General features: G+C 51.2%; 8 protein-coding genes. All 8 read left to right on the top strand.

Annotated elements, in window-relative coordinates; translation table 11 throughout:
* Positions 1-2: 2 nt before the first annotated feature.
* The 8 genes from NE473_RS16965 to NE473_RS16930 all read left to right on the top strand — a co-directional run bounded on the left by NE473_RS16965 (position 3) and on the right by NE473_RS16930 (position 14,625).
* Positions 3-1,727, top strand: a complete 1,725-nt coding sequence (locus tag NE473_RS16965) for a sensor histidine kinase (RefSeq protein WP_022033623.1) — start codon at positions 3-5, stop codon at positions 1,725-1,727.
* Between the two features lie 112 nt (positions 1,728-1,839).
* Positions 1,840-3,159, top strand: a complete 1,320-nt coding sequence (locus tag NE473_RS16960; RefSeq protein WP_022033622.1) for an ABC transporter substrate-binding protein — start codon at positions 1,840-1,842, stop codon at positions 3,157-3,159.
* A 137-nt stretch (positions 3,160-3,296) separates the two neighbouring features.
* Positions 3,297-4,202, top strand: a complete 906-nt coding sequence (locus NE473_RS16955; protein ID WP_006777447.1) for a carbohydrate ABC transporter permease — start codon at positions 3,297-3,299, stop codon at positions 4,200-4,202.
* Positions 4,199-5,029 carry a carbohydrate ABC transporter permease gene (locus NE473_RS16950; protein WP_022033621.1) on the top strand — a complete coding sequence of 277 codons (831 nt, stop codon included), beginning with the start codon at positions 4,199-4,201 and terminating at the stop codon, positions 5,027-5,029. The genes NE473_RS16955 and NE473_RS16950 overlap by 4 nt, the downstream gene beginning before the upstream one ends.
* Positions 5,030-5,036: 7 nt before the next feature.
* On the top strand, positions 5,037-5,915 hold the full coding sequence (locus NE473_RS16945; protein ID WP_055651128.1) for a PIG-L deacetylase family protein: 879 nt from the start codon (positions 5,037-5,039) through the stop codon (positions 5,913-5,915).
* Between the two features lie 14 nt (positions 5,916-5,929).
* On the top strand, positions 5,930-8,305 hold the full coding sequence (locus NE473_RS16940) for a glycoside hydrolase family 65 protein (protein WP_256265347.1): 2,376 nt from the start codon (positions 5,930-5,932) through the stop codon (positions 8,303-8,305).
* A complete protein-coding gene (locus tag NE473_RS16935; protein WP_055651126.1) occupies positions 8,292-9,167 on the top strand; it encodes a hypothetical protein in 876 nt (291 codons plus the stop codon). Before NE473_RS16940 ends, NE473_RS16935 begins: the two co-directional genes overlap by 14 nt.
* Positions 9,168-9,375: 208 nt before the next feature.
* Positions 9,376-14,625, top strand: coding sequence for a fibronectin type III domain-containing protein (locus NE473_RS16930; protein WP_055651125.1), 5,250 nt, complete (start codon positions 9,376-9,378; stop codon positions 14,623-14,625).
* The last annotated feature ends 5 nt before the right edge of the window (positions 14,626-14,630 follow it).

The following is a 14,630-nucleotide window of genomic DNA, read 5'->3' as shown; positions in this document are numbered from 1 at the left end:
GGATGAAACGATTGCTGAACTGGTATTATGGAAGCGCTTCAATCCGGAAGAAACTGGTGATCAGCTATCTGCTGCTGATTACGGTCCCGATTCTGGTATTGGGAGTATACTCTTTTTCGGTGTCGAAACGCAATATGGAGAGGCAGACGGAGGAGACCATACGGAATAACGTGCGGCTGATGGCCTCTGATCTGGAAACCTCGCTGAAAAGAGAAAATGATAATATCAAATACTTATCTTATAACGCGAAATTCCGCCAGGTGCTGAAAAACAGCCGGGGAAACCAGGTGGAGGTGGCGCAGGTGCTCAACGAGGTGGTTGAGCCGATCTTCTGGTATTTTATCACCAGTGATAATAACATGAAGGGAATCGAAATCTATACGCCCTATGTGAGCCAGGAGGTGGGAAGCTTCTTAAAACCGGTGGGTGACAGCAGCGAAGAATCGTGGTATCAGTACCATCAGAAGAATTTCGGGACGCTGTGGACGTTTGAGAACGGCAGTATGTTTGCCACCAGGACGGTTCTGGATGCGCAGACGGCGTCAGAGCCCATCGGCGTGCTGAAGCTGACTGTCCATCCGGCGTCGGTTCTGGAGCCGATCTCCAATAATACATTTTTAAATAACGGAATTCTCCTTACCGATACGGAGGGTAAGACGATTTATTCCAGACAGACGGGAGCGGAACCGGCAGATCAGGCTGTTCTGGCCGGAGCGGAAGCAGGCAATCTGGCAGACGGCGACCAGGGAGAGTACATCGTGATGTCTGAGGCGATCAGTACCAGCGGATGGCGTCTTTATTACTATGTGACGAAAAGCGAAATCACGGGACAGCTGTATGAGATTCTGAAATCCACGCTGCTGATTGTGGGGCTGTGTCTGGCTGTCAGCCTGTTTCTGATCGGTATTCTCTCCAGGGTTTTAAGCAGGAGGATACTGGAACTGAAGGAGAGCGCGGAAAAGGTGGCGGAAGGGAATTTCAATCTGGAGCTTAACCATAACGATACCGATGAAATTGGAATCGTGTCAAAGAGCCTGCAGACCATGTGTGACCGTCTGAATGAGATGATTAACCGGGTCTACAAGGCAGAGCTGGAGAAGAAGGCCATGGAGTTAAAGGCGCTTCAGGCCATGATTAATCCGCATTTTCTGTACAACTGTCTCTCCAGCATCAAATGGAAGGCCATCCGCACCGGAAATGACGAGATCAGCGATCTCACAGGGCTTTTGGCAAAGTTCTACCGGACCAGTCTGAACGGAGGGAAACAGATTACCACTGTGGGAAGCGAACTGGAAAATGTAAAATCGTATGTGGAACTTCAGCGCATGACCCATGAGAACAGCTTTGATGTGGAGTATGAACTGGATGAGACGCTGTTTGAAACTTCCATGCCGAATTTCCTTTTGCAGCCGATCGTGGAAAATGCGATTGAGCACGGCATGAATTATCAGGAGGAGATTGAAGGAAGAGGGCGGCTGATCGTCCGGCTGGAGGAAGAGGACGGCCATCTGATCTTCAGCATTCTAAACAATGGACCCAGGGTGGAGCTGGACCGGCTGGAGGAGATCTTAAATACACCGGGCAGAGGCTATGGAATTTATAATATTGAAGAGCGGATCCGGATTTACTACGGTGCGGGCTGCGGTGTCTACGCCTCTGTCACGGCAGACGGTTATACCTGTTTTACGGTGCGGATTGGAAAAGAACTGAAGGAGCTGTCTGTATAGATGAGAAGTTCTAAAAATAGTACAAGGTTTCTAAAAAATTTGTTAAAAGATCTTCCTCCGGAAGATGATAAGATATAGGCATCAAAGCAATCACAACAAGGAGGAAGGTATCATGAAAAAGAAAGTATTAAGTGTTCTCTTATGTACAGCAATGACTGCTTCGGCTTTGGCAGGCTGCGGAGGCTCCGGGACGTCCGGGACGGAAGCGCCCAGGACAACGGGGGGAGAAGCCGTGACGGAGGCAGCCGGCAATACCGGTGACAAGGCGGGAACGGACAAGGCGAAGATTCGCATGACCTACTGGAACAGTGAGGATACGATGAAGGCGATGCTGGATTATCTGGCGGAGACACTTCCGGATGTGGAGATCGAATACCAGTTTATCGACAACTCCAATTACGATACCATCGTAGACACCCAGCTGTCGGCAGGAGAGGGGCCGGATATCATCTGTGAGTCTCCGGGATCTTCCTTAAAGCATGCGAGACTGGGATATTTAGAGCCGTTAAACGATCTGGGCGCCAAGTATTCCAGCGCGGGGACCAGCGTGTATTCCTATGACGGCAGCATCTACGCTCTGCCTGGGATCAGCTGGTTCGAGGGAATCTATTACAACAAGGCCCTGTTTGAGGAGAATGGAATCGCTTTGCCGACGACATTCGATGAGTATATCAGTGTCTGCAGGGAATTTAAGGAGAAAGGAATCACACCTCTGGCGGCAGGGCTGAAATCATGGGAGCCGATGTTAAAAAACTCCATGGCGTTCGTGACTGCTGAATACTTATCCACAGACGCGGGAAAGAATTTCGGTTCCGATTACCGCGAGGGCAAGGCTAAAATGGAAGGAACCTGGGATCCATACGTGGAAAAATGGTCAGAGATGATCACGGAGGGCGTTTATACCACAGATATGACGGGAATTGACCACGATCAGGCCTTAGAGCAGTTTGCAACAGGCGGCGCAGCCATGTTCTGCTCCGGACCGTGGGATTTAGACACCATCACAAGCAAGAACCCGGATCTTCAGATCGATATGATGCCGTTTTATGGTACGGCAAGGAGCGACGGATGGCTGATCGGCGGTCCCGGATGCGGCTTTGCAGTCAACAGCTCGTCTTCCAATAAAGAAGCAGCCATGAAGGTAGTGGAGGCAATCTCCACGGTGGAAGGCCAGAAGGCGCTGTGGGAAAACAATCAGGGCGGTTCCTCCTATCTGGAAGGCGCATCCTTCGATTTACCGGACGCCTATGAAGGCGTATCAGGAACTCTGGCCGCCGGCAATGTATACTGCCCGTGGAATGAATGGGGTGCGGCCGCCGGTGCTCATGAGACATACGGAACCGAGATGCAGAGCTACCTGTTGGGTTCCCAGGATTTAAAGACCACATTGTCGAATGTGGATGCGGCCGTGGCGGAGCTTTTGGAAAAGTAAGACCCGGCAGGTAACTGACGACCGATACCGATTATGGGAGCGGTAATCCATGCTGAAAAGAATATTGGCGTACGCATGGGTTACGCTCCCTTTTTGCGCCCATTTTTGGGCAAATTGAAGAGAAGGAGGGGTATGAAATGGAACAGATTCAAAGAAAAAAGAGGCAGGCAGGGACGCTGGGAAAGTATTTCTACGTGTTTATCCTGCCGGCTTTCGTCGTATATCTTCTGTTTTCCATCGTTCCGTTTTTATATACGTTTTACTACAGCTTCACCGATTATACGGATATGAATCCGGTCAACTTAAGCTTTGTAGGCCTTAAAAATTATATAAAGGTTTTCAATACGCCGCTGATGATTACGGCGATAAAAAACTCCGTGCTCTACGCTATTATGCTGACGTCGCTTCAGACCATACTTGCGCTGCCTCTGGCGGTGCTCCTGGATAAGAAGCTGAAGACCAGGAACCTGCTGCGGGCCGTATTCTTCTTTCCGGCTGTATTCAGTTCCCTGATTATCGGCTATCTGTGGAATTTTATCATGTCGTCGTCGGATTACGGCCTGATCAACAATCTGCTGCACCAGCTGGGGCTTGGGACCTTTAATTTCTTCACTGCTGACCGGGCGCTGTTTTCCGTCATTTTAACCCAGGCATGGCAGTGGACCGGCTGGGCCATGGTCATCTATCTGGCCAACTTACAGAGTATTTCACCGGATCTCTACGAGGCGGCGGATATCGACGGAGCCGGGGGAATCAAGAAATTCTTTTACGTGACGCTGCCGCTCATGTGCCCGTCAGTCAAGATCATCGTGGTAACCGGCTTAATCGGAGGCATGAAGGTGTTCGATATCATCTATTCCATGACATCGGGCGGTCCGGGCAATGCGACGGAGACCGTTATGACCGTCATGATGAAAAAGGGGATCTCGGATGGCTTTTACAGCACCGGATCGGCGTTCGGCGTGTGTTTCTTTGCTATCGTGCTGGTGATCAGCGCCGTAGTGACAAAATTAATGGGGAAATGGAGTGATTCGATACAATGACGAAGAGAAAAAGAAATTTATATATTCTGGAAGCAGTCATGCTCGTGATTGCGGTGATCTGGTTTATCCCGATATACTATCTGATCGTAACGACGCTTAAAAATCCCCAGGAGGCCACGGCCAATCCCCTGGGACTGCCGATTCACCTGGAAATCGGAAATTACATCAAAGCATGGACCAACATGCAGTTCCCGAGGGCGTTTGCCAACACGCTGTTTATCACGGCCACGGCTGTCGTCATCATCGTCGTGTTCGGCGCCATGGCCGGATACGCACTGGCGAGAACGAAGACGAAAATGGGAAACCGTATGTTTTTATTCTTCCTGGCCGGACTGATCGTGCCGTTTCAGATGAACATTGTCAGCTTATATAAGATCGTAAAGAGCCTTCATTTGATGAACACTCCGTTTGCAGTGATTCTCGTCAATGTGGCCATCAATACGCCGCAGGCGGTATTCCTGTTTAAGGAATTCATAGAGGGCACGGTGCCGAAGGAGCTGGAGGAAGCCGCGGAGATCGACGGCTGTACGGTGTTCCGCAAGTTTTTCAGGGTGGTTCTGCCGCTGCTCACACCGGTAATCTCGACGGTCGTTATCATCGTTACACTGAACGTGTGGAATGAATTCATGACGCCCCTTCTGTTCCTGCAGAGCCGCGAAAAGGATGTAATCCTTCAGGAGGTGTCCCGGAACATCGGGCAGTTCGCCACCGACTGGACCGCGCTGTTCCCCATGCTGATGCTGGGTGTGGCGCCGCTCATGATTTTCTACGTATTCATGCAGAAATACATAATCGCCGGTGTGGCTGCCGGTGCAGTGAAAGGATAGAGAAAAAATGGATAAGAAAAAGTCGGGAACGCTTCATGACAGCCTGATGGTGATTGTTCCGCACCAGGACGATGAGATCCTCATGTGTGCCGGTATCCTCTGGGAGGCCGCTAAAAGAAAGATTCCCGCTGTCGTCGTGATGGTGACAAACGGTGATTACGGGAGCAGTGATCTCTCTATTGGAAGGAGCCGGTTAAAGGAGACGCTGGCCGGGCTTGCCATGCTGGGAATCGATGCCGGGAATGTAGAGTTTCTGGGGTATGCCGACACGGGGATGCCGAAGGAGGAAAGCTTTTTAAACGGTCTCTATGAGGAGACGGACGCAGGGAGACTTCATAGATCCCACTGTTCGGAGGAGACGTACGGTCTGGAAGAAAAGGATGAATACCACAAAAAACGGTGGGGAGCGCATGCGCCATATGACAGAGCCCATCTGGCCGCAGATTTGTACGGCGTGATAGAGGAACACCGGCCGGCAATGATATTTACCACATCAGAGTTTGACACTCACGGGGATCACAGCGCACTCTGCCTTTTTGTCCGTGACAGCCTGGTCCGGATGAAAGCGGAGGCAGATACAGAATGCGGACTTCCCCGTCTGTACAGCGGAATCGTTCATTCCCTGGCGGGAGATGAGAACTGGCCCGTCAGAACCACGGAAGTGGGGCCGTATACGGAACCGGAACAGTTTGAAGAGACATCCCGGTTCCGGTGGGAGGACCGGATCAGCTTTCCGGTTCCGGAGTGCATGAGGACGGAAGTCAGAGAGGACAACTTAAAGTATCGGGCGCTTTCCTGTCATGTTACGGCGTTAAAGCCGGATGCGGTGGATTTTTTATATGCATTTATTAAAAACGAGGAACTTTTCTGGGAGATTAATTACTGAAGGAGCGAGACAGAATGGAGATTAATAAACAGCCGATCTATCCCGTCGAACCGTGGACGGTGACGGAAACGGAATTTAAGATGGAGACAAATTACCGGAATGAGACGACATTTTCTCTGTCCAACGGGTACCTGGGCACGAGAGGAACCCTGGAGGAGGGGTATCCGTTTACGGCAGATGAGGGACTGGAAGGCAATTTTATCAATGGATTTTACGAGAGTGAACCGATCCGCTACGGGGAATGGAACTACGGGTTTCCAACGGAGAGCCAGTCTCTCTTAAACCTTCCCAACTTAAAGACGATCAGGATTTTTCTGGAAGGGGAGGAGCTGGATATCAGAACGGGGAAGGTGTCCGGCTGGCGCAGAACGCTTCATATGGATCGGGGAACGGTCACCAGGTCCTTCGACTGGACTTCTCCGTCGGGCCGGACCGTTCATATGGAAACAGCACGGCTGGTAAGCTTTGAAGTGAAGAATTTGATGGCGATGTCCTGCAAAGTGACGCCGGTTAATTTTGACGGGGAGATCACATTTTTGTCGGTGCTGGATGCGGATGTGGAGAATCACACGCGGAAGACGAATCCGCTGGTGGATTACGGCCCCTTTGGACGCTGTCTGATTACAGACGTGATATCAGCGGATGAAACCATGCTGTTTTATCAGGGAACGACGGAGCACAGCGGGATTACCATGGCCTGCGGCAGTGTGATGACGGTGAAGGCGGGGCAGGAGGGCGCGCCGGATCGTGTGACAGAGGAAGGCAGTGCCCCGCAGGAATGGTGGATTACGGAGGATGGACTCCACTGCTACCATAAACTGGTGGTGCAGGGAAGGAAAGGCCGGAAGATTACCGCGGAAAAACAGATGGCCTACACCTCCTCTCTCGATCTGGAAAAGAGCGGGATGAAGGAATTGATCCTTTCTATATTAAATGCAGCTGCAGAAAAAGGATTTAAGCGTACGGCGGACGGTCAGGAAGCCTGCATGAAAGCCATGTGGAAGCAGGCGGATGTGGTGATTGAGGGGGATGACGCCCTGCAGCAGGGCATGCGGTTTAATCTGTTTCATATTCTTCAGTCTGCTTCCAGAGACGGGAAAAACGGCATGGGAGCCAAGGGGCTTTCGGGAGAGGGGTATGAAGGCCACTATTTCTGGGATACGGAAATGTATGTGATTCCGGTACTGATCTATACCAACGCCAGTCTGGCAAAGTCGCTTCTTGGCTACCGCTTCCATACGCTTAACGAGGCCAGGGCGAGAGCCAGGGTTCTGGGACACGATAAGGGTGCTCTGTATCCGTGGCGGACGATTAATGGCCGGGAGGCTTCCACTTATTTTCCGCTGGGAACGGCGCAGTACCATATTAATGCGGACATTGCCTATGCCTTCAAGCTGTATCTCGATGTAACCGGTGATATGGAATTTTTAAAGGATCAGGCCGCAGAGGTGCTGGTGGAAACGGCCAGGGTCTGGGCGGATGTCGGCTGCTTTGCCGAAGCCAGGGGCGGCAAGTACTGTATCTGTGCCGTGACAGGGCCGGATGAGTACAACGCTATCGTAGACAACAATTTTTATACGAATCTCATGGCGAGGGAGAATATCCGGGATGCCGGCTGGGCTCTGGATACGCTTCGTGAAATGGATGAGCCTGCATACGAAGCCCTTGCGGCGAAGCTGGGACTGAAGGAAGAGGAGAGGGAGCTCTGGAACCGGATTGTGGAGAATATGTATTTCCCATACGATGAAGACCGGAAGGTCTATCCGCTGGATGACGGCTTTATGATTCGGAAACCGTGGGAAGAATCGAAAATACCGCCGGAGAAGCGCCACCTGCTCTATGAAAACTATCATCCGCTCTTTATCTTCCGCCAGCGGATGTCGAAACAGGCAGATGCCATACTCGGTATGGTCCTGCACAGCAATTACTTTACGGAAGAGGAACTGCGGCGCAACTACGATTTTTATCAGGAAGTGACGCTGCATCATTCGTCACTCTCAACGTGCATCTTCGGAATCCTGGCATGTCAGATCGGATACGGGGAAGAGGCGTATGCGTATTTCTCCCAGTCCGCCAGAATGGACCTGGACGATTACCATGACAATTTTTATGCGGGAATCCACGCGGCGAACATGGCGGGAACGTGGCAGGCAGTCGTCTTCGGCTTTGCCGGCCTGAGAGTCAACCGGGGCGTTCTGGAGCTTCATCCCATACTTCCGGAAAAGATGAAGGGATACGAATTCCGCTTCTTATACCGCGGCAGCCTGCTTCACGTGCAGACCGGCCGGGAGGGAACGAGAGTGACGCTGCTGTCAGGAAACCGTGTTGAATTATGGCTGGGTGATACCTGCCATCAGCTGGATAAGGAGGGAGAGTATGTCTGCAGTTAAACCGAGAGCCGTATTTTTTGACTGGGATGGAACGGCTGTTTATTCCAGAAAAGCGCCGGCCGACGCGGCCCTGTCCGCCATGAAGCCGCTGCTCGCCCAGGGGATCAAATTAGTGATTGTCAGCGGAACAACGATTGAAAATATTGCAGGAGGACAGATTGAAACATATTTTACTCCTGAAGAGCTGAGGCATTTATATCTGGGACTGGGACGCGGCGCCTATAATTACGCGTTTGACGAGGAAGGAAGGCCGTACGTATTTGCAGATAAGCTGCCGGACCGGGAAGGCCTTCTGGCGGTTCACAGCATTTGCTTTGATATTCATAAGGAACTGTTAAAAAAGTACGATTTCCCTACGGACATCGTGTTCTCCAGGCCGAATTACTGCAAAATTGATTTGATGGTGTCGAATCAGAGAGGGGATCAGCTGTTCCTTCAGGAAAATGAACTGGTGATTCTCAAAGAGAGCTTACGCCGTCACGGGATTGAGGGCGGCTTAGCAAAGCTTCTGGAGATCTCCGGGATGATCGGAGCTTCTTACGGAATTGCAGTAGCCCCTACCTGTGATGCGAAATATCTGGAGGTGGGACTCTCCAGCAAAAGTGATAACGTGGACACGATTCTGGATAAGCTTCAGCGGGAATTTGGGATTTTGCCGGAGGAGTGCAGCTACTGGGGGGATGAATATGTGGGGATCGAAGAAGGGATTTTCGGAAGTGACAGCTTCATGATCACGGAGAAGTCGAGAACAGGCCGTTTCTTTGATGTATCAGAAGTACCGGGAAAACGGCCGCAGGAGGTAACTGTGACCGGAGGCGGAGTGGAGCGTTTCCTGGAATATTTAAGAGAAATAAGCATATAGGCGGGATCAAAGGGGCTGCTGCTCCAGTAGATAAATAATCTGCTGGAGCAGCAGCTCCTTTTCTGTACCAAAAAACATCAAAGAGGGAAAAGGTTCCGCTGAAAACCGGTGATAAAAATATTTTTAAAACGAAGTTACAGAAATATTGATAAAATTCGGAAAAAATGATAAAATGTAACTTTAATGGGAAATAGGAGGATAAACACGTATGAAGAGAGCAGCCGCATGTCTGCTTGCCCTGTGCCTGATTCTGCAGGGACCGGCAAGTCTGATGACGAGTTTTGCTGATTTCGGGCAGAGGGGAGTGGCATCACCGTCGAACAGTGTATCGGCGAGTCCTTCCAGCGCATGGAAAGAGAATGAAAGTGAAGGAAAAAATGGGGAATTAAAGGTCGAAATTCGTGGAGTCCTTCCCGTGCAGAGGGCTGCGGAATGGGAATTATTTCTGACGAAGGATGAGGAACTGTCCGATCAGGGCACCCTGCAGTTTGAGGCCGTGGAGTCAGCCGGGGTCTATTCCTCCGGCAGCTATACGTTTACGGATCTTCCCAGGGGAAAGTACCAGCTTCTGGTGAAATCGTTAAACGGCGGGTATGAGGATTACATACAGAAAAATATTTCAATTAACGGCGACCGGGCGTCGATCCTGCTTTTAAACGACTACCCGGAAAAATGCGGCTATACCGGGAATAAGATGCCTGGCGTAATCCGGATGGGCGATGTGAACGGAGACGGACAGATCGACGACGAGGATATGGAGGAACTGATCGATGCCATTGACGAGGCAGAGAGTAACTCCACGGATTCCCGGTGCGATTTTAACGGGGACGGGGAAGTTGATCTCGTTGATCTCCAGTACTTTACGATTTTTTATAAAAATAAGAGTAATACAAAAGCGACTGTAACAAGCCAGGCCCTGGTGAATCCGGACGCTGTTACTGCATCCTCCAGCAACGCAGTATTTTCCGTGGATACGCTTAAGGAAGTGTTTGCTGGAAACAGCAGCGAGGCGCTGAAGCTGGAGACAGCGGAAGAGACGGCAATTACTCCGGAAACGCCAGTTGAGGTCAGCGCGGAGATGAAGCAGGGCTTAACGGCAGCAGGCTTTACAATCCAGCCGGTCATCGGTTCCGGCAACACAATCAAGGACGGCTTTGTGACCGTTGAATGTGAGGGTGAAGACGATCCCGTCGTCTTTAAAATAGAGAACGGAGTGACGGTCAGACAGACGGGCGCAAAGGCGCGTGCGGCATTCAGAAGCGCGTCACCCAGAAGCGGGGCAGAGGACTCAGCCGCCGGAAGGACCATTGTCATCGATTTGGGAAGACAGGTGGCGATCAAAAAGGTGACGATCACGGTGACTGCTGCATTGGAAAAGGAAGCCACGCTGGTTGAAATATCCAAAGTGGAATTCTTAAACAATATGGAAAACAGAATTCCGGAGCCGGAGATGAACATTCCGGAGAACTTGAATGCGGTGGCCGGCAGCGAGTCCTTTGACTTAACCTGGAAGCGCGCGGTCAATGTAACCGGGTACGAGGCAGAGGTGACCGGCAGGGTGAAAAGCGGAATCAAAACCGCTGTCATCCCGGTATCGGAGAACCGTTTAAGCGTCGAGTCAATTCAAAATGAGGACCTGATCAACGGGGAAGAGTACACCGTGCGTGTGCAGTCTGTGAACGGAGCCTGGAAAAGCGGTTACAGTGAGTCGGTAAAGGTTACGCCGGAGGCGTCCAAACGGCCGGATCCGCCGGAGGGAATCACGGTGAAGGGCGGTTACCGCAGCCTCGATGTATCCTGGAAAAAGATGAAGGATACGGACAGCTACTCCCTGTTTTACCGGGAGTACGACGATGCAGACGGAAGCTATATCCGAATCGACAACATTGAAAATACCAGTCAGACGATTCCGAACTTAAAGGACGAAACAAAGTACGATATTTATCTGACAGGTACAAATAAAATAGGGGAAAGCGCGCCCTCCATGCATTACAGCGGAACGACCGAGAGCGTCAATGCCCCGGTAACACCAAACTACAAGCTGATCAATGTGGCCGGAGAGAACGGCGGAACCGAACACATCAAGGCGGTAAACAACCATGGGGGAACTGCAGACAGCGAGTTTGCAGTTGCAGACAACGACGCAGTATCCGCGTGGGTGCGCAACGACTGGGATGCAGGCTGCGTCTATCCCGGTGAATCAAAATCACCGACCGTGACCCTCGACGACAGTTACACGATGGATACCGTGGTTATTATCCCGGATCAGGCTCAGAAGTTTGCTTACACCGATGCAACTTTCTTCTATTGGCCTGAGGGAAAAAACAGTCAGGTGCAGGCGGCCGGTACATTCAGCAGAAAAACCAGCTCTAACGGGAAAACATATTATGAGTTCCAGACCAGTCAGCCGGTTACGACAGACCGGGTCCAGGTCAGACTGACTACCGGTTATGGCCCGTCCAGCAGGATCAGTATTGCGGAGATGAAATTCTATTACTATGATCCGATCGAGCATGAGGTGTACGATCTGTTTGCAGATGATATGCACCTGTCCTTAAAGGAAGGGGTAACGCAGGAGAGTATTGACGGTCTGAGGGCGCGTCTGGAGATAAAAGACGAGGTGAGCGGGGAACTCCATCCGAAGAAGGAGATTCTGGAGAGAGAGCTTACTACGGCGGAGCAGATATTGAAGGATGAGGCCCTGGCCGATATTCTGACCATAGACAACCAGGTGACGAAGAAGGCAGACGGCAGCATTACCTTTGGCGGCGGATTAAATGCCTGGCAGCCGCTGGGCGTCACGGCCATGGCCGGAGATACGGTGATGGTCTATGTGGGAAGCCCGGAGAAGAAGACGGGAGACAGCACGAATCTGCGCCTGATCGCGACCCAGTACCATGGAGAGTCCAGTGCATGGTCAAAAACAATCGGCATGCTGAAAGCAGGAATCAATGAAATCACCATTCCGAAGATCACGGATCTCGACGTGGAACAGGGCGGACAGCTTTACGTCGAATACACCGGAGCACAGGGCAAAGAACGCTACAGCGTGAGAGTCAGCGGCGGACATCAGATACCGGCGCTTAATGTGACGATGGCATCTGATTCCAATGCAGCGAGAGCCCTGGTGACGAAATATGTGGAAGAACTGGAAGCCACTGCGGCCAATCTGGAGACAGAGCATGAAAATCACAAAAAAGCGCATGACGGAGACTGGAGCTCTGCAAAGAAGAACTGTATTCTGGGCGCTACGGATATTGTAACAAAATATATGATGTTTTCCGTTTCCTCCCAGCAGATTCTCGCCGGATTATCAGGCGGAACTGTGGAGGAAAAGGCGGAGCAGCTGTATCAGTCCCTGACGGCGGCTGATGAGATGGTGAATCTTTTCTATCAGCATAAGGGACTGAGCAGTGATCCCGATGCGGGTGAGAAGAACAAATTGCCGGTGAGCCGGCTGAATCTGCGCTATCAGAGAATGTTTGCAGGCGCGTTCATGTATGCGGGAGGACTTCATATCGGAATCGAATGGGGGTCCATACCGGGGCTTACCAGGGGCGTTCCGGTGAAGGCGGATCCGAAAGGCAGATATGAAAGCGGTCAATACTTCGGCTGGGGAATTGCCCACGAGATCGGCCATGAAATCAATGAAGGGGCTTATGCCATAGCCGAGATTACAAATAACTATTTCTCCGTGCTGGCGCAGGCTCATGACACCAATGACAGTGTGCGGTTCCAGTATCCGGAGGTTTATAAGAAGGTGACTTCGGGCGTCACAGGGCGCTCCTCCAATGTGTTTACACAGCTGGGATTATACTGGCAGCTTCATCTGGCATACGATATGGGAGGTTACAACTATAAAACGTACGATAAGTACCGGGATCAGTTTAACAACCTGTTTTTTGCCAGAGTGGACTCCTACGTAAGAAATACAGAAGCGGCGCCGAAGCCGGGCGGAGTATCACTGAGCCTGAGCGGAGACGTGGACAACAAGCTTATGCGTCTGGCGTGTGCGGCGGCGGAAAAGAATATTCTGGAGTTCTTCGAACGCTGGGGTATGGTGCCTGACGAGACGACAAAGAAGTATGCGCAGCAGTTTGAAAAAGAGACAAGAGCGATCTGGTTTGTAAACGATGAGGCAAGGGCATACGTGCTGAAGAACGGAAAAGATGGTTCCGTTGCAGCCAGCACTGTGGTCGAGGCTGATTTAAGCTACATAGAGAATTCCAATGAGGTGACGATCCATCTCGCAAGCCAGTCTAAAAAGCCGGAGGCGATGCTGGGATACGAAATCTACCGTTCCGAAACCATCAAGAGCCATGTGGAGAAGAAACCGGTAGGCTTCGTGACTGCGGACCAGACGGAATTTGTGGATTCTGTTTCTACTGTTAACAACAGGGTCTTCACCTATGAAGTAGTAGGTTACGATAAGTACTTAAATGCCACAAAACCGGTGGTACTGGAGCCGGTTAAAGTATCCCACGGCGGCGTGATTGATAAATCAGACTGGACCGTAACCACGAACATGGTCTCTGCAGAGGACAAGGTGGATGAGGAGATCAACCCGGATACGGTAACCATGGAGGCGATCGGAAAGGTCATCGATAACGATGCGGGAACCACCTATACAGGAAAAACTGTGGCAGGCAGTAACGGAAAGGCACCGGCGGCATCTGTTACCATTCACTTAAACAGGGAAGAGACCATCACCGGTCTTACGTATAAACTGAGTAATGCGGATAACGCGGCCGGAAGCCCGATCGGTAATTTTAAAGTGGAGATCAGCGATACCGGCGCAGATGGTTCCTGGACCCAGGTTAAGGCCGGAACCTTCTCCGTAGCGCAGGGGCAGCTGGTGAACGGCAGTGAGACCGTCTATTTTAACAAGAATGATGACACATGGCTGTACGCCTATGACACCTCATACGTAAGGATTACGGCGGTGGATCAGAAGGGAACCGATATATCCATTTCGGAGATTGACCTGCTGGGACAGACCGGAGACGACATTGACTTTGGTCAGACGGATTCGATCGGTATTCTGAAAGAGGACTACCATGCGGGACATGGAGAGAGCGGAGAAGCCGTTATTCCGGAGGGTTCCCTTATATTTACAGGTACGTACAAAGGAAACCCGGCGTACAATGTGGTCCTGCTGTATGATGAGCAGGGAAAGATTGTGGGCGGTACCGATGAAGCAGGAAATATATCGGCGGCCCAGATGATCTTTGCGGAAGTGCCGGAGCATGGAGAACTGGGTGAGACCAGCAGCGGAACCTGGATCTATTATATCGAACCCGGGAACTTTAAAAAAGACGCTCTTCCAAAACGTGTGAGAGCGGAGCTCTACCGGGTAGACAACGCACATGACAACAGGGGAGAACGCCTTGTCAGCAATACTCTGTTTGTCGATATGCCGGAGAAATTACCGGTGATCGAGATAAAAGCACAGGACTGAACGTA

It is taken from the genome of Hungatella sp. SL.1.14, assembly GCF_024460495.1.
Lineage (GTDB): Bacteria > Bacillota > Clostridia > Lachnospirales > Lachnospiraceae > Hungatella > Hungatella hathewayi.
This window is presented reverse-complemented; position numbering and strand designations above follow the sequence as displayed.